This window comes from Catalinimonas alkaloidigena (assembly GCF_029504655.1).
GTDB lineage: Bacteria > Bacteroidota > Bacteroidia > Cytophagales > Cyclobacteriaceae > Catalinimonas > Catalinimonas alkaloidigena.
The window spans coordinates 3,823,458-3,840,483 of the sequence record NZ_JAQFIL010000001.1 but is presented as its reverse complement, the minus strand read 5'-3'; the positions used below and the strand labels follow the sequence as shown (position 1 = coordinate 3,840,483).

At 42.1% G+C, this 17,026-nt stretch carries 12 protein-coding genes; 6 read left to right on the top strand and 6 right to left on the bottom strand.

Annotated elements, in window-relative coordinates; all coding sequences use genetic code 11:
- The first annotated feature begins 59 nt into the window (after positions 1-59).
- A complete protein-coding gene (locus OKW21_RS15600) occupies positions 60-3,047 on the top strand; it encodes a CHAT domain-containing protein (protein ID WP_277480733.1) in 2,988 nt (995 codons plus the stop codon).
- 17 nt (positions 3,048-3,064) lie between these two features.
- Here OKW21_RS15600 and OKW21_RS15595 read toward each other — a convergent pair whose 3' ends face one another.
- The 3 genes from OKW21_RS15595 to OKW21_RS15585 are packed head-to-tail and all read right to left on the bottom strand — an operon-like array spanning position 3,065 to position 4,941.
- The gene (locus tag OKW21_RS15595; RefSeq protein WP_277480732.1) at positions 3,065-3,604 is read right to left on the bottom strand and encodes a hypothetical protein; all 540 of its coding nucleotides are present in this window, start codon (positions 3,602-3,604) and stop codon (positions 3,065-3,067) included.
- A gap of 19 nt (positions 3,605-3,623) precedes the next feature.
- Entirely contained in the window at positions 3,624-4,391 is a 768-nt protein-coding gene (locus tag OKW21_RS15590; RefSeq protein ID WP_277480731.1) for a hypothetical protein, read from the bottom strand.
- Positions 4,381-4,941, bottom strand: a complete 561-nt coding sequence (locus tag OKW21_RS15585) for an RNA polymerase sigma factor (RefSeq protein ID WP_277480730.1) — start codon at positions 4,939-4,941, stop codon at positions 4,381-4,383. Before OKW21_RS15585 ends, OKW21_RS15590 begins: the two co-directional genes overlap by 11 nt.
- Positions 4,942-5,155: 214 nt before the next feature.
- Between OKW21_RS15585 and mgrA the strand changes: the two genes are divergently transcribed.
- Positions 5,156-6,187: an L-glyceraldehyde 3-phosphate reductase gene (mgrA, locus tag OKW21_RS15580; RefSeq protein ID WP_277480729.1), complete on the top strand. Its 1,032-nt coding sequence runs from the start codon at positions 5,156-5,158 to the stop codon at positions 6,185-6,187.
- 115 nt (positions 6,188-6,302) lie between these two features.
- Here mgrA and OKW21_RS15575 read toward each other — a convergent pair whose 3' ends face one another.
- Together OKW21_RS15575 and OKW21_RS15570 are read right to left on the bottom strand one after the other, a co-directional pair.
- A complete protein-coding gene (locus OKW21_RS15575; protein ID WP_277480727.1) occupies positions 6,303-8,495 on the bottom strand; it encodes a xanthine dehydrogenase family protein molybdopterin-binding subunit in 2,193 nt (730 codons plus the stop codon).
- A gap of 19 nt (positions 8,496-8,514) precedes the next feature.
- A complete protein-coding gene (locus tag OKW21_RS15570; protein WP_277480726.1) occupies positions 8,515-8,976 on the bottom strand; it encodes a (2Fe-2S)-binding protein in 462 nt (153 codons plus the stop codon).
- Positions 8,977-9,321: 345 nt separating this feature from the next.
- Here OKW21_RS15570 and OKW21_RS15565 point away from each other — a divergent pair, with 345 nt between their 5' ends.
- The 3 genes from OKW21_RS15565 (at position 9,322) to OKW21_RS15555 (ending at position 12,936) form a co-directional block, all read left to right on the top strand.
- On the top strand, positions 9,322-10,662 hold the full coding sequence (locus OKW21_RS15565) for a Gfo/Idh/MocA family protein (RefSeq protein ID WP_277480725.1): 1,341 nt from the start codon (positions 9,322-9,324) through the stop codon (positions 10,660-10,662).
- A 104-nt stretch (positions 10,663-10,766) separates the two neighbouring features.
- Positions 10,767-11,657 (top strand): hypothetical protein, encoded by an 891-nt coding sequence (locus tag OKW21_RS15560; protein ID WP_277480724.1) that lies wholly within the window; start codon positions 10,767-10,769, stop codon positions 11,655-11,657.
- 715 nt (positions 11,658-12,372) lie between these two features.
- On the top strand, positions 12,373-12,936 hold the full coding sequence (locus tag OKW21_RS15555; RefSeq protein ID WP_277480723.1) for a hypothetical protein: 564 nt from the start codon (positions 12,373-12,375) through the stop codon (positions 12,934-12,936).
- Positions 12,937-13,042: 106 nt separating this feature from the next.
- Here the strand turns inward: OKW21_RS15555 and OKW21_RS15550 are convergent, their stop codons facing one another.
- A complete protein-coding gene (locus OKW21_RS15550; RefSeq protein WP_277480721.1) occupies positions 13,043-15,079 on the bottom strand; it encodes an alpha/beta hydrolase family protein in 2,037 nt (678 codons plus the stop codon).
- Between the two features lie 1,299 nt (positions 15,080-16,378).
- On the opposite strand from OKW21_RS15550, the gene OKW21_RS15545 reads away from it, so the two are divergent.
- A complete protein-coding gene (locus OKW21_RS15545) occupies positions 16,379-16,900 on the top strand; it encodes a hypothetical protein (protein ID WP_277480719.1) in 522 nt (173 codons plus the stop codon).
- The last annotated feature ends 126 nt before the right edge of the window (positions 16,901-17,026 follow it).

The following is a 17,026-nucleotide window of genomic DNA, read 5'->3' as shown; positions in this document are numbered from 1 at the left end:
AAATACAGAAAAGCTGAAATATACTTTGGCTTTTTGTATTTTCCTTAAATGATTTAGCAATGCAATACTACTTTACACTGATATTCCTATTGGGAATTCAGATTTGTATAGCTGCTCCCTACCTGAATGATACTGTGGATGCTATTCATGATCAGATTGCAGAGGCAGATCAGTACAAAGCGGAAGGAAGAGATGAACTGGCAATACAAACCTACGAATCAGCTAAGAAACATCTTATGGCGCTGGAGGAAAATGTTCATTTAGTGAAGGTACTGAATCAACTTGCTTCTCTTTACAGCTCGGATACGACTAACTGGTCAAAAGCAATAGCCAGTCTGGATACTGCCCGACTTATCTTTAGCATTAGCCTATCTGAAAATGACACCCTGCTTGCTCTCACCTGGATTACTAATGCTGAACTGAATATTGAAGCTCGTAGATTTACACAAGCAATTGAGTGTTATCTGAAAGCCCTGGAAATTAAGAAGGACTATTACGGTGAAAATCACCTCAGCGTAGCAGAATTGCTTGAGAAGATTGGAGGTATTTATCTTTATGATTTACAAAACCCCTATTCAGCATTGTCATATTTCGAACGATTTGTTGAACAGAGAGAGAAACTAGGTGTACTGGGCCGCTCATACATCAATGGATATTATAGCCTCGCATCAGCCAGCCGCCATCTGGGAGATTATGACAAAGCATTAGCATATGCCCACCTGGTTAGGGATAGCTATGAAAACCTGGATGATGTTACAACTTTTGATAGAGTCATTTCAAACAGTTTGTTGGCCAATATCTACTATGATATGGATAGCATCAATGATGCATTAAATTTTAACAAAAATGCAATCACTTACGCTACATTAGGGCAAATTCTTCAGACGCATGTGATTCCAATTCTCAATGCTAATCAGGCAAGGTTTTTTTTTAGAAAAGGAGAATATGATAGCACTATTTCTTTTGCAAACCAAGCTCTGAAAGCGGATGCCGGTAAAGATATCACTGCAAAAAGTTATCAGTTTTTAGGAAATGCTTATTGGAAAAAAGGAAGGTTAAGGGAAGCATTTCGCTATTACCGTAAAAGTAAAGAGGTAAAAGAACATTTATATAAAGAAAAGCATACACAGTTAGCTACCTTGTATGTTGACATAGGTCGTGCCTTTGCTACTGCTCAGCAAACTGATAGTGCAATACATTACTATCAGAAAGGCTTACAGAGCTCAAAAATCAGTGATGAAGGGGAAGAAAACGCGCTTGATTTAAATATTGAGGCAGGGGATGATCTGGAAACCATACAGGAGGCGCTACATGCAGTGACTGATTTGCTGTTTAAACAGTATTTACTTCATGATGATCAAGAATATTTAGAAAAGTCGCTTCCATACTTTAAACTCTTTGACCGATTTATGGGCCTCAGTCGGGCCAACTTTACAACTGAAGGTTCAAAGCTGATCCTATCAGCTAACTATAAATCTACCTATGAGAAAGCGATCGCTGCTTGCTATCAATTATATCAATCTCAACCTGAAGATTCATTATTGAACTACATTTTTCAATATATGGAAAAAAGTAAGGCTATGGTCCTTTTAGAATCTATACAAAAGGGAGAAAGATATAAAAATATACTACCTGATTCACTTACCCAAAGAGAGCAATCCTTAAAAGCTCAGCTTGCTTATTTGGAGTCTGAAATCACTGCGCAGGAACAAAAAAAGAGTGAGCTACTTAACAGCAGTGCATTACAAATACAAAAAGCAAACGTATTACGAGAGCTAGAGCTATACAGTCAACATATTGAATCCTATTACCCAAACTTTCATCAGTTAACCCATCAGTCACCTACTGTTACACTAGACAGGGTCAGAGCTAAGCTTACTGAAGATCAAGCTTTAATCTCTTACTGCTGGGGGGATACAGCAATCTATGTTTTGATGATTGCTACTGATACGGTTAAAGTCCACCAAGTACATGATTTTTCCTCTGTTCAGGTGACGATAGAACGGTATCAGGATGTGTTAGTGAATGATGATATTAACGGGCCTTCCTATGCTAACTTTCTTAAATATCAGGAAAGTGCGTATCAGCTCTATCAATTATTATTAGCACCAGTAATTGAAGGAAAAGACAAAGCAGAACTGATCATCGTTTTGGATGGTGACCTAACGACCATACCCTTTGAAAGCTTTGTAAAAGCTAAAGTAGATACTCAAAAAGACTTTGTGAGCTATGAGAAGCTTCCATTTTTAATACATGATCATGAAATCTCATATGAGTTTTCTGCCAGTATTGCTTTTGGAGAAAAACAACGAAAAACAAACTTTGATGACAAAAAGCTACGTATAATGGCTTTTGGGATTAACGATTTTAACAAACTTAATGGGGATCTGCCTTCCCTGATAGGAGCAGAAAGAGAAGTACGATATGTGCAGCAGGTTTTTCCGGAGGCCACAGTTTTTCTTAACGAAGAAGCTACTGAAAAAAGATTTAAGCAGAATGCGCCTGGGGCAGATATCCTTCACATTGCAACCCACGGAATAGCCGATATGGCAAACCCATTTGCCTCACACTTTATCTTTTTTCCTGATGATGAAGAAGATGGAAACCTAAATCTCTATGAACTATACAGCTTACCACTTCAGGCAAAGCTATTGCTGCTCACTGCCTGTGAGTCAGGCCTGGGTAAGCACTTTGTAGGGGAGGGGAATTTTAGCCTGGCAAGAAGTTTTGTGTACGCAGGCTGCAAATCTGTATTGATGTCCTTGTGGCAGATAGATGATTTTCAAACCCAAGCGTTGATGAACAGGATTTACAATCATCTTGCCCAAGAGCCCAAAGTAAGCAAAGCGATAAGAAATGCTAAGCTTGACCTGATCAATGAAAGTACATATGCTCACCCACAATGCTGGGCAGGTGTAGTGCCCTTAGGCAATGCTGAACTTACATTCCCTGATACCTCATATCAACTGTATATTTTCATGGGGCTGATCGTGTTCAGCCTAACACTGATCACCATTATTTATAAAACCTACAGGTCAGGCAGTTAATAGGTAATGGCCTGGATTTAGTCTCTTAATTTGAGAGGTTTGTATTGGGGTGATATTTCTGGGTATTCATCTATGCTTTCTATTTCAACAAACTCAACGATGGCTGGCTCACTTTCAGTTAAGTCAATATCACCGATGATATTATTTTGTGCGTCTCTTTTATGTAATATAATCTCGCAAAGGCCCCTGGGTTCGCTTGAAAAGCTGACCTTACTCCCTTCAACGATTTTCTCAAGCAAGCCTTTCCCGACTACATCTTCCTTGGCAATAAAATAGCGAAGTTGACCTGTTTGATGATCAAGCAGGATGCCATCTATATGCGGAATTCTTTCACTGCTATTATTCTGTGTGAAATAAACGTTAGAGTGATCGTTATTATTTGTGGGAATATTGAATGCCTTTTTTCTACCCTGAATCTCAACTGACTGCTGTTTTTCCAGAGCGTTTACAATTAATTTTATTTTGTCAGCATAAGATTTACTTTTTTCATCGCTTTTGTAATAGCTTATCCTTTTTAATGTTCGTGGTCTGATGTCAGTTACACGTCCGTCTCCCATGGTAGTAGTGTGGTTTAGGTTAGTAAATAGATTCTAAAATATTTTTGGCTTCTTCCCCATACTCATCAGTATCCTGTACTATCTCAAAATGTTGCTTAGCTTCTTCTTCCTGATTTAGCTTGAGATGAGCCAATCCTAGGTACCAATGCGTACGCCATTGCGTCTTAAGGTCTACATCTGGATATGCCAATACTTTCTCTAATGCTTCTACTGCTTTTTCAGGTATCGCTTTATCATCTTCATCATGAGCAAGATATGCATTTCCCAGGTATAACCAAATATATGGACGGTCCTCCTGGCCGCTGGCCACAATAAAGAGTTCTCTGGCTTCGGTATAATCACCTTTATAATAGGCTTCAAATGCCTGAGGCAGCACCAGGTCTTTTTCGGTATTCGCGCTGCGCGTAGTACCTCCCAAAACTTCGTATGGCTCAAAGTTTTTATTAAAAATACGGGCATACCTTTGCTCATCCTGCTGCCAGTATATAGGTGCACCTATCAACAAGAGGAGTAGGGATGCTGCAACCCCCCGGTATAGCCAATTTGTCACAATGGAATGTCTTTTTTCTTCTTGAGCCGCAGCCTCAGCTTCCAGTTGCAATACTTTGTGCCTGACTTCTTTTTCGCCATAGTACCTGATGCCCTCAACAATCATCTGGTACTCTTCCACGCGCTCTCGTAATGAGTCCATTTGATGGAGCTTCATTTCAAAATCTGTTTTTTCATCCTCATCCATCTCATCGTCGAGATAACGCTGAATCGTCATGTCGTCCACATTATTGATCATTTACTTTGACTTTGTTATCTAACATTTTCCTCAGGCGGCACATACATTTACACTTCTGGTTTTTAGCTGTGTCGGCGTTTTTATAATCCAGTTTTTTAGCTATTTCATCCATGCTGCGGCCTTCGTAGTAATACAGGTACAGGATGCTCTTGCAGGGGTTGCCCAGCTTTTGCATCGCTTTTTCTATGGCTATAAATTGATTTTCTTTTTCATGATTTTGCTGGCTTGCTTCTCCGTTGTCATGTACTTTCATTTCATCTATATTATGGTCAAAACGACGGTTTTCCCGCTCTTGCTGGTAAAACTTGTTTTTCCCTATACCGAATATGTAAGTCTTTAATGACGCAGTAATAAACTTGAGCTTATCACTCATAACCTGGTCGTAAAAGGTAGTGAAGGCAAGCTGATATAACTCAATTGCGTTATCTTCATCGCAATGATATTTCTTCATTACCCAGCGTGCAAACGGCTTCCTGTACTTGGAGTAGGTATGGGAGACCAGTTGATCATCACCTTCTCGGATACTTGCTATGATGTCATTGTCAGTCATAGGCGGAGTAGGTAGTATAATTAGTGAATCGCAGGGGAGAAGGTAACCTTCGTGATGATAATTTAGTCATTTTTTTGCATATAATAATGTTTATTTTATGACTTCTCCGGCATATACTTTTCAATCCATTTAGGGAAGTGATTGGCAAATTACTTTTGATTCACAGCAAGAAATTCTCATTTTTGGCGCATGTGGAATTTAAATCAATCTAACTATGCAATGGATACCGGCACAGGATCGCTATGAAAAAATGAAATATAACTACTGTGGTAAAAGTGGCTTACAACTGCCCTTGATATCACTGGGTTTATGGCATAACTTTGGAGATGATGTGGCTCATGCCAATAAGCAGGCAATTTGCAGGAAGGCATTTGACCTGGGCATTACCCATTTTGACCTTGCCAATAATTATGGCCCACCACCTGGTACTGCTGAGATGGCTTTTGGGCGTATTTTAAAAGAAGATTTTGCCGGCTACCGGGATGAACTGATCATCTCCTCCAAAGCGGGTTATGACATGTGGCCGGGCCCTTATGGAGAGTGGGGTAGTCGTAAGTATATAATTGCCAGTTGCGACCAGAGCTTAAAACGAATGGGCCTGGATTATGTGGATATATTTTATTCTCATCGCTTTGACCCTAATACACCATTGGAAGAAACGATGATGGCTCTGGATCATATCGTTCGTTCGGGCAGGGCACAATATGTGGGTATTTCGTCATATAATGCTCAACGTACGCATGAAGCGGCAGCTATCCTTAAAGACCTGGGGACCCCCTGCCTTATCCATCAACCCAGTTACTCTATGCTCAACCGCTGGATTGAGAAAGATGGTCTGCTGGATGCTTTGGATGAATTAGGCATAGGTTCAATTGTCTTTTCTCCTTTGGCTCAGGGGATGCTTACCGACAAATATCTGAAAGGTATACCTGAGGGTAGCCGGGCAAGTCAGGATAAATCTTTGAAGACAAATTTTCTTAGCGAAGAAAACCTGGCTAAGGTTCGTTCGCTGAATGAGATTGCCCAAAAGCGTGGTCAAAGCCTAGCACAGATGGCGATCGCCTGGGTATTCAGGCATAAGAGAATTACTACTGCACTGATAGGAGCCAGTAAAGTATCGCAGGTAGAAGATTGCGTTAAAGCAATTGACAATCTGGATTTTTCAGAGCAGGAACTGGCAGAGATTAACCAGTATGCCAAAGATGGTGATATCAATTTATGGGCGCAGTCGGCTGAGCTTAAATAAATTCTATCAAAATCAGTTAATAGATCTGTAGTATGCAGATTTTTGACATTTCATAAACAAAAAAAAGACCAGCTACTTCAATAGAAGCTGGTCTTTTTAATGTTAAGATTAGTGTTTAACCTACTACTTTGTCGCCTTCTTCAATATAAGGCTGGCTGTACATACGTTGTCCGGTGGCTTTATATAAAGCATTGGCCAAAGCAGCTATGATAGGAGGTAAAGAAGGCTCTCCTAAGCCTGTGGGGTCAATACCATTATCCACAAAAAAAGTTTCTACTTCAGTAGGCGCTTCACTATTTCTGATCAGGCGGTATTTGTTGAAGTTTTGCTGTTGGGCAACACCATTCTTGAAGGTGATGGCTCCGTACATGGCATGGCCAATACCATCTACTATTCCACCTTCCACCTGGTTGCGTGCCCCTTCGGGGTTGACAACAATACCACAATCAACCGCACACCAGACCTTCTTCACTTTAGGCTTACCATCACTCATAATCATGTCTACCACCTGAGCTACATAAGAATTATGGCAATAATAAGCGGATACACCACGATATACGCCCGGCATATCTTCACCCCAGCCCGATTTCTCTTTGACCAGCTTCAGCACACCAGCGTAGCGCTCAGGATCGTAATCGTTATCTTCACCAATAGGGTTCTTTATAGCCTTGTCAAACAATTCCAGCCTGAATGCTATAGGGTCTTTACCGGCAGCTTCTGCTACTTCGTCCATAAAGGACTGTTCCGCTCCGGCGACAAAATTTGAGCGGGGGGCTCTCCATGCACCGGTGGATATATTAGATGAAACCTCCACATTCTCTGCCAGGTAGTTGCTCACAGTTCCGGCAGGAAAGCGGTTGGCAAATACCGGGCCGCCATGAATACCCGCTCCTCTTACGTGAAAGCCAATCAATTCATTATTCTTGTCCAGCGCAGCGCGGTATTTCATTTTGTAGGCAGGACGGTAAGTCCCCTGTGTCATATCGTCTTCACGGGTATATATGAGTTTGATAGGAGCTTTGGCTTTTTTGGAAATAGCAGCAGCTTCAAGGCCAAAATTACCATACAACCTTCTGCCAAAACCTCCGCCCATCCTGGTCATATCTACTGTGATCTTTTCTTCGGGCATGCCTAACAAACTGGAAACACTTTTCCGCATGTTTTCCGGAGTCTGTATCGGGCCGACCAACTCAGCTTTATCGGCAGTAACATGGGCAAAAAAGTTCATAGGCTCCATGGTATTATGCGGCAGAAACGGAGCTTCAAATGATTTCTCTATTACTTTTTCTGCGTTGGCAAAAGCTGTCTCAGGATCACCATCTTTGCGTGAAGCTTCTTCAGGAGCGGTTTCTACCGCTTTGTCCAGGGCTGCTCTGTATTCCTCGGTGCTTTCAGCTGGGGTTGCTGCTTCCCAGCTGATATTCAGTGCCTTTTTGGCTTTCATTACCTGCCAGGTAGAATCTCCCACGACGGCTACTAGTTCAGGGAAAGCATTGATATCGGACCAGGTCTGCTCGGGCGGTGCCGTTTGTACGGTAAATACATCTTTGATACCCGGCATCGCTTTCGCTTTGCTGGCGTCCATTGATTTGATCTTCATCCCAAAAGCCGGAGGATGCGTGATCATGGCAATCAGCATGCCTTCTTTTTTATAATCCAGGCCAAAGAGGGGTTGCCCGCTCACAATTTTTTTTGCGTCAACATTTTTGGTTGCTTTACCGATCAGCTTGAAGTCTTTTGGATCTTTCAGCTCAATTTCTTCGGGTACTTCTATACTGGATGCTTGGGTAGCTACATCTCCATAGCTGATAGATTTGCCCGACTTGGCGTGCTTGATCATGCCTTTGGAGGTGCTCAGCTCGCTGAGCGGTACTTTCCACTCCTGAGCGGCAGCTTCCATCAGAATACGACGGGCTGCGGCACCTGCCATTCTCAGGCTTTGCCATCCCTGACGAATGGATTGACTACCTCCAGCAAGCTGGCGGGTGAACTTCTCAGTATCCAGCGGTGCTTGTTCTACTACCACATTGTTCCAGTCCACATCCAGTTCTTCAGCTACAATCATGGGCATGGCTGTCTTAACGTTCTGACCAATCTCAGGATTAGGCGACATAATGGTTACCAGCCCATTCTCTCCGATCTTGATGAAAGCATTGACATCAAACCATTCATTGGGCACTGCATCCAATGCATTAGCTACGGGTTTGGCAGATGCTAACCAGTTGAAGCCTAAGAGCATGCCACCACCAGCAGCAGATGACACTTTAAGAAAAGATCTTCTATTAAATTTTGTCTTGATTAAAGTCATGATTCTTTCATTAAAAGTGTTAATTCATCTTTTGAGAAGCAGTCTTGATAGCCGCCTTGATGCGCAGATAAGTGCCGCATCTGCATAAGTTACCGTCCATCGCATCTTCAATTTCCTTATCGCTTGGGCTAGGGTTCTTAGCCAGCAAAGATGCCGCATTCATAATCTGGCCGGCCTGACAATAACCACACTGAGGTACATCATGCTCCAGCCAGGCGGCCTGTACCGCATGCGTAGCATCTTCGGATAGCCCTTCAATTGTAGTAATTTCGGAACTTCCTACGCTACTGATAGGCAGGGAGCAGGAACGGACAGCAGTACCATTGAAATGTACAGTGCATGCGCCGCATTGCGCAATACCACAGCCGTATTTGGTCCCCACCATATCCAGGTGGTCGCGGAGTACCCAAAGAACAGGGGTATCCGGCTCAACATCAAGCTGATGCTGTTTTCCATTCACTTTGATAGTAAAAGCAGCCATATTTTTAGTGTTATGTAGTTTTATAGTTCTCTCTAATATACCAAAATTTATCTGCTAATAAATATATCATGGCTAATTAGAGACAGTCTAAGTTGAATTTTTGAGGTTGATAACTTCAACAGAAAACAGTCTCTTTTTAGAGTTCAAAATATTCTAAAATTCCTTCAGTTTAATCCATCTGCATACTTCGCTCCGCTTCCTGCCCTCAGGAAAATAAATTGAGTATAAAGCGCAGATGCATAGGAAAAAAGACTGAAATTATAATCAAAACTGATTCATTTCACATCTTTTTTTTTAGCTTAAAGATGCTTTTCATTTCCATTAAACTGATACAACAATAACAGCATGAATCCTAGTAGAAGAAAATTTTTGCAAAACACCCTTTTAGCTACTTACGGTATAGGACTGGTGGGCGAAAACACATACGGACAACCTCAATCAACGTCAAGCAATCGCTTCTCTACCTCCGCTAATGATACAATCAGGATAGGGCTGATAGGGTGTAACGGCATGGGGTTTCATAACCTTAACACCATGCGCAGCCACGAAGGAGTAAAGTGTATCGCCCTTTGTGATGTAGATCAAAATGTACTCAACAAGAGGGCAGGGGATTTGGAAGCGAAATATGGTGACAAAACTGAGCTATATACTGACTACAGAAAGCTACTGGATAACAAAGAAATTGATGCAGTCATCATTGGTACCCCTGATCATTGGCACTGCTTGCAGATGGTACATGCCTGTGAATCTGGCAAAGATGTGTATGTGGAGAAACCTATTGCTAATTCCATTGAGGAATGTGAGCTGATGGTTGCTGCGGCAAAACGCTACAACAGGGTGGTTCAGGTAGGGCAGTGGCAGCGTAGTGATCTTCATTGGAATAATGCGCTGGAATATCTTCATTCGGGAAAAATAGGTAAAATCCGAACGGTAAAAACCTGGGCCTGTACTGGCTATGGCAGAAGTTTTCCAGTAAAACCAAACGAGCCTGTCCCTGAAGGTGTGGATTATAAAATGTGGTTGGGACCTGCGCCCGACAGGCCTTTCAATCCCAATCGTTTTCATGGCAGCTTTCGCTACTTCTGGGATTATGCCGGAGGGCTGATGACCGATTGGGGTGTCCATATGATAGATATGGCTTTGGCCGGTATGAAAGTCGCCACGCCTATTTCGGTATCTGCTGTAGGCGGAAATTACGCCTTTCCTGATAGTGCCTATGAAACCCCTGATACACTGCAGGTGGTTTATGATTTTGGGGATTTTTCCATGTTCTGGGAACAGACCATGGGTACAGCCGTAGGCCCGTATAATCGTAGTGAGCCGGGGGTTGCATTTGTAGGGACAGACGCTACTTTGGTGATAGACAGAAAACAATGGGAAGTACTGCCGGAGATTGAGCATGCTAAGTATATGACCGACGCTATGCCTGTTCAGAAAAGTAATGGTAATGGCCTGGGCGCACATACCCTAAACTTTCTGGAATGCATAAAAAGTCGTCAGCAGCCAAACTGTACCATAGAAATGGGAAGGGCGGCAGCAATTAATGCCCAGTTAGGAAATATCTCATACCGGACTGGCAAGAAAGTATTTTGGGATGAGGAAGCAAATACGATTTTGCAGAACAAAGAAGCTGAAAAACTGACCAGAGCTCATTACGCTGCACCCTGGAAACTACCTGAAGTATGAAAAAATTGACGCATAATTCTAGAAAGCTTTGATTGTGAAAGTAACTTTATCCCGATGATGGTTGGGTCAAAATATTACCAAACGATTGTATTTTATTTGATAGCATGGCTCAAAATAAAGACTTAAGAGGAAAAAATAAATTTCCATGGTGGGGGTGGGTAGGATTGTTGTTTGTATTGGTTTTCTGGTATCTCAACTGGCATTTAGAAGGCTTACGGACGCATATAGGATTCTTTCCTTTATGGCTGGGTTACTGCCTTTCCATTGATGCACTCACCTATATGCGAAAAGGAAATTCATTGATCAGCCGTAACCTGCTGGCTTACTTTTCTTTGTTCATCGTCTCAGCACCGGCCTGGTGGCTGTTTGAATTACTCAACGAAAAAGCCCAATACTGGCATTATACGCATAGAGAGGAATTTACAGATGTAGCCTATTTTTTATACGCGAGCATGAGCTTCTCCACTGTAATCCCGGCGATATTTGGTACATCAGAGTGGATGGGTAGCTTTCGCTGGATTCAAAATATGGCTTCAGGTCCACGGATTGGAAATAGTCGATCAAGCAGGCTTATCATGCTGACACTGGGCCTGCTTATGTTTGCCTGTCTTTTTATATATCCGCAATACTCGGCGGCATTCATATGGATGTCACTCTACCTGATTTTAGACCCACTGAACAATATTTTAGGGCATAGAACACTGATTCAGCATACTGGCCGGGGCGATTGGAAGGAGGTGATAGCACTCTGGGTGGCCTCACTGATCTGCGGTTTCTTCTGGGAGTTGTGGAACATTTATTCCAGTCCAAAGTGGTACTATACCGTACCCTATGTTGATTTCTGGCATGTATTTGAGATGCCCTTGTTGGGCTACCTGGGTTATCTGCCTTTTGCCCTGGAGCTATTCGCATTGTACCATCTGCTTATTGGTTTTTTTGCTAAATCTAAATGGCAGTCTTATTTACAGATACTCCCTGAAGTTCAGCAAAATTAAGAGGCAAGTCATAAGACTTTTGGGTTTTTAACAAGCTTTTGTGATTTCATACTTTGTGCATATAAAAAATAAATAAGGATAAAGGATAGCTGATCATAATTGCTGCAACAAATAAGGCTATGAATCAAATATTAAGCGTGATATGTGCATTGCTATACTTTTAGCCAAGTTCATTGATGCTAACAAATAATGTTTATCAGGAATATCTGACGGTGTCAGTTTAAGAATGCGCTTAATCTACCTGTAGATAAATGTCTTGTGCATTTTTTCTGGGGAAAAACACGACAATACTCAACATAGTTGTATCTAATAAAACAAGCGCCAGGAGGAAGGGATACTTTCTGTAACAAAGCAGCATTCTACCGCTCCATTGCTCATTTTGTGTAATGCAACTATAAAGATGGGAGTGTAAAAGCATGCTAGCCGTGGTTGAGGAATTTACCATCAGCGGTCAGTTTCATGGGTAAGAAAGTGCTGAAATCAATTTTTGAACAAGTGATTTTGCAATAATTCCTACAAGTATCCATAGTGAGGTAATCCCCAGATCAATAAAATAGTTTGTTTAATAATGAAATGCCTGTAACGTTAAATTATTAATACAAAAAGGGTATAATTATTGAATGGAGTGATATTAAATATGCTTGTTTTTTGGCAACATTATAATTAGAGTTGCGTAAAATCAGGCTTCACAGAATAATTCACAAAGAGTAAAACCATGAAAAGAGTAAATTATCTATCGTATTCAATGCTTCCGGTAGGAATGTATCAAAGTTATGAAAGGGACAGACTCACCCAGGAGCTTGTATTAACCAGTTCCACTGCTTCACATAATGATATATCCGAAATGGAGCTAAACCTCACCCGGATTACCGCTATAGCTGAGGATGGTACTGAACATCATATTCAGGAGGTATCAGGACCCTATTCGCTGAAGATAAGCGGGCTTTTTACAGGAAAATTCCTTAGCTCCAAATTGTTATCAATGTTAGAGCCGGGTAGCTACAGTAGCCTGAGGCTGTATTTGGAGTCCTCAGGAGGCACTTGGTTTCACTGTGACCGGAGCGAAAAATCAATACATGACATTCCATATCTGGATTTTGATTTTGAGGGGGGGATGCTAATCAAAGAAAGTAAACCCTCAGAATTTATCCTTCGTTTTGATTTTCCACCTTACCGCTTTAGCAAAGCCTATCATATGATGCAGCAATTGCTGCAACGTTCATTAGGCCTGAGCACAAGGGTTAGGTCAGGACTTTCAAATAGTGTGGGTCATTCTTAAAACCTATTTCGGTGAGCAATTTGGAATGCACCATTGCTCACCGAATTTTTTTTTATTAGCAATAATTTAAATCAGATTCTTACTCCTGGTGGGATATTTTGGTTCACTATTCCCTGTACTTATCAAACCAGGCTAAAATATGATCAATCTTAGTGATCAACTGACTGGGACGGTTTGAGATGTTATGGTAAGAACCGGGGATTTCTACCAGCGCAGTTTCTACCTGTCGGATTTTAAGCGCATGGTAAAGCTGCTTGGCTTCCGAAAGCGGAGTACGCAAGTCCGCTGTACCTACCATCACCAAGGTAGGTGTTTCAATATTACCGACCAGTGAGACAGGAGATAACTTCATGTAAGTCTCTATATTCTCCCAGGGTTGACCGGGAAAACGGGAGTTAGCATAGCCGTAATAATTGTCCGCAGTTAGGGTTTTGCTGATCCAGTTCATAACCGGCTTGACCACCGCAGCAGCACGGAAGCGATTGTTTTTACCAATGATCCAGGCCGACATAATGCCTCCCGCGCTACCTCCGGTTACAAAAAGGCTGTCCTCGGCAATAAACCCCTGCTCAATCATGGCATCCACCCCATTCATTACATCATGATAGTCATCACCGGGATAGTTATGGTAAAGCAGGTTGCCAAACTCTTCTCCGTAGCTGGTACTACCCCGCGGGTTAGGATAAAAAACCACATAGCCATCGGCAGCCAGCAGTTGCATCTCGGGAGAAAAGCGATCTCCATAATTGGAAATTGGGCCTCCGTGATTTTCTACCAGCAGCGGATACTTTTTGCTGGGATCAAAAGAGGGAGGCTTCACCATCCATCCCTGTATATCACGATCATCCACGCTAGACTTATACCAGATTTCTTCCACCTCGCCCAGTTGGCGGTAATCCAGCAGATCCTGATTGAGATGTGTGAGTAGTGCTGCCTCACTACCTCTTTTCACCATTGCCAGCTCGGAAGGGTGATAGGGTGTAGTGTGGGTAAATACGATATTACCGTTTTCAGACACCGAATAAGAGCCTCCGCCATACGGTCGTCCGATGGATGTGCCTCCCAGGTTTCCAGTGACTTCACTCATATTACCATTAAGGCTGGCAAAACCGATTTTGGTATTTCCCTTGTCATCATACTGAAAATAAAAGCCTCTGCCATCCGCACTCCATACCGGATTGGATATGCTCCGGTCCAGCTCAACAGGAACTTCTCTTTTGTTGGAGCCATCAGCATCCATCACATACACCTTGCTCACCTGATAAGTTTGTACCTTGTCATCAAAGCCTACATAAAGAATCTGCTCCCCATCGGGTGATAGTGCAGGGCTTTCATCTGGTCCGTTTCTGTCTGTGAGGGCTGTTACTTCACCATCAGCGATACTTACTTTATAGATTTCAGAATTGCGGAAGTCATATTCCCATTCTTCATTGAGATTGGAAGAAAAAATCAGGGCATCACCCTCTTGGGTCCACACTGGCTCGTCTCTATGCATGTGATTTCCCTGGGTAATCTGCCGGGCAGTACCACCTTCAGCGGGAATTACGAAATAGTGATGATAGCCCGGTTCAATATAGCCGGAACCATCCGATTCATGCTTTAGCCGGGTAGTGACACGAGGATGATCGGCCCACTCGGCCCCTTTGGGCCTGGAAGGGGCGCTTACCAGCATGGGGGCTTTCTCCGGTACCAGCATGGAAAAAGCCAGCTGTGTACCATCGGGCGACCATGACAAATTAGAAGGTGAGCGTTCTAGTTGGGTGAGCCGTGCAAGCCGGTTATGTTCCAGCCAATACAGGTAAATCTCTGAGCCATTCTCCGTAGTGCTGGTAAAAGCGATACGACTACCATCCGGTGACCAGCTTGGATTGGATTCGTTTACATCCTGTTCGGTAAGCTTGTAATGTGTTTGTCCGTCGGCACTCATCAGCCAGAGGCGGGAGGTTTTGCGGTCTTTCATGATGTCAAAGCCTCTTCTTTCGTACACGATCATGCTACCGTCAGGAGAAATTTGCGGAGAAGAGACCCACTCCAGTTCAAACACATCCATGGAAGAAAAAACGGGCTTAGCCAACTGCGCCAGCACAGACATATGTATCAGGCATACCGCAACAAAGCAAAACAAAATAGTTCTTTTAATCATCAGTTAGGTCTGCTATAGATTAGAAATACTGTAAATCGTGCACAATTTACAACATTTTTGATAGGGTGGGAGAGAATATACATTTACGATATTCTGCTCACTTTCCTGCTGACGATACCTAAGCCTGGCTTCATGTAGTTTAAGAGCAAGGTACTACTCTTTGAAAGTTTATACCTTTAGGATACATTCATGTCAAAGACTTGAACAATCTTTCTACTTCAGTCACAGACTGAAGCGAGCTACATAAAAAGCTTAACTTTATGGCATTGAGTGCGGTGCGGCATACAAAAAGTTTATACCAGGACCAGGGTACATATCCGATACATAAAGTTCTGAAACGGGCTGAAGGAAGGGGCAAGTCAGGAGATGAATCTTTGCCAATGCCCTCAGCTTTGGCAAAAAGGGTATACTATTTTACTTTGAAACGCAGTAGCATTCCCCTTCTAGCTTCAGTATGTTACTGAAGCTATTAGATCAAGTCAAGTTTTAAACTTAACGGAGTATCTGAAAGCTTTAATTCCATTGTGGAAGTTGAAATAAACTTAAGTCAGTTGTGCTTGTCATTCTGGAAGAAACTTTATTGTGATGAAAAGCATGCAATTTTATAAATATTAAAGTTTATCGCAGGCACATAACTTTAAGCAAGTTAAAACAAGATTCCTCCTGAATGACATCTATCTCCCACAAGCTACGGACGAAAAAAGGATTGAGACCTTCTAGCTTCAGTATGTTACTGAAGCTATTAGATCAATTCAAGTTTTAAACTTGACGGAGTATCTGAAAGCTTTAATTCCATTGCCGAAGATGAAATAAACTTAAGTCAGTTGCGCTTGTCATTCAGGAAGAAACTTTTTGTGATGAGAAGCATGGCAATTTCATGAAACATAAAGTTCATCGCAGGCACATAGATTTGAGTAACTCAAAACAAGATCCCTTCGCGGCATGCGGAGCATCCCATGCAATACTGAAAGACAACCTTCTCCCACACTTGTTATAGTATCAGCCCACGCTGCCGGTGCATCTAATTCGGCATGAAAATATTGTAAAACTAAAGCCTGGAATGGCTAAGCTTCCTTCCCAAACTACGGAATGACGAAAGAAGTTTTGATGATACATTCCCTCAAATGCATGCAGTATTAATGAGGGTAATTTTGTAGTTTACTAAATATTCCCGCCCTGTTCTAGGGGATTGAGACGAAAGGAAAATAACAGAGATTGGAAGGTTAAAGAACCCTCTGTAATTATTCAAATATCAGTATCAATATGAATAAGAAAGTATGTTTATAAACCATTAAATTTATGGAAAGCCTCACAAACATAATTTACCGATCGGGTTTTTTCACTACCCAGCGTTGGCTTCAGGGGCATATACTCAGAGAAATTGAAGATCGCTTAGGATTTAAAACAGGTAGACTAAGTCAAGGGGCTGGTTTTTTTACAGCCGTTCATTTACCAAAGCCTGAAGAATTTGAGTTTGCCGGATATTCTCAGGTTGCAAGCCACCATACAGAGAAAGAATATGGTAATATTAATTCTCCTGTCAGCCATGACGAAAAAGCTGGTTATTTACAAAGAAAAATGAGTGTTCTAAATTCGCAATGGTCATTATATGGGGATAAAAGACTGATTAAGGTCGTGCCCAGAATAGGCCATAACTCAGCATTGAAAAATGACGATCAATACCCGCCCGGTAAGGGGATTCCACAATGGAAAATCGTCGCTTTAAACGGTATAGCGTGGAGGGAAATTTCTTTTGTCAGTGAATATCCCAATGGGCAGTTTATTCCAGATGAAGGTTACACAGCAGTAAGGTATATTTAACGAAAAAAGAGATCTAAAGCAGGCTTAGAAATACGGCCAGCACTAATCAAGCACATGCTCTTCCTGGCTTGACAACAAATACGTTAGGCAAGGGAAGGAAGATTCTTTGGTTTAGGTCCAATTGGT

Coding starts and splice junctions, on each gene's coding strand:
- OKW21_RS15600 (WP_277480733.1), top strand. CDS start 60: ATGCAATACTACTTTACACTGATATTCCTATTGGGAATTCAGATTTGT.
- OKW21_RS15595 (WP_277480732.1), bottom strand. CDS start 3,604: ATGGGAGACGGACGTGTAACTGACATCAGACCACGAACATTAAAAAGG.
- OKW21_RS15590 (WP_277480731.1), bottom strand. CDS start 4,391: ATGATCAATAATGTGGACGACATGACGATTCAGCGTTATCTCGACGAT.
- OKW21_RS15585 (WP_277480730.1), bottom strand. CDS start 4,941: ATGACTGACAATGACATCATAGCAAGTATCCGAGAAGGTGATGATCAA.
- mgrA (WP_277480729.1), top strand. CDS start 5,156: ATGCAATGGATACCGGCACAGGATCGCTATGAAAAAATGAAATATAAC.
- OKW21_RS15575 (WP_277480727.1), bottom strand. CDS start 8,495: ATGACTTTAATCAAGACAAAATTTAATAGAAGATCTTTTCTTAAAGTG.
- OKW21_RS15570 (WP_277480726.1), bottom strand. CDS start 8,976: ATGGCTGCTTTTACTATCAAAGTGAATGGAAAACAGCATCAGCTTGAT.
- OKW21_RS15565 (WP_277480725.1), top strand. CDS start 9,322: ATGAATCCTAGTAGAAGAAAATTTTTGCAAAACACCCTTTTAGCTACT.
- OKW21_RS15560 (WP_277480724.1), top strand. CDS start 10,767: ATGGCTCAAAATAAAGACTTAAGAGGAAAAAATAAATTTCCATGGTGG.
- OKW21_RS15555 (WP_277480723.1), top strand. CDS start 12,373: ATGAAAAGAGTAAATTATCTATCGTATTCAATGCTTCCGGTAGGAATG.
- OKW21_RS15550 (WP_277480721.1), bottom strand. CDS start 15,079: ATGATTAAAAGAACTATTTTGTTTTGCTTTGTTGCGGTATGCCTGATA.
- OKW21_RS15545 (WP_277480719.1), top strand. CDS start 16,379: ATGGAAAGCCTCACAAACATAATTTACCGATCGGGTTTTTTCACTACC.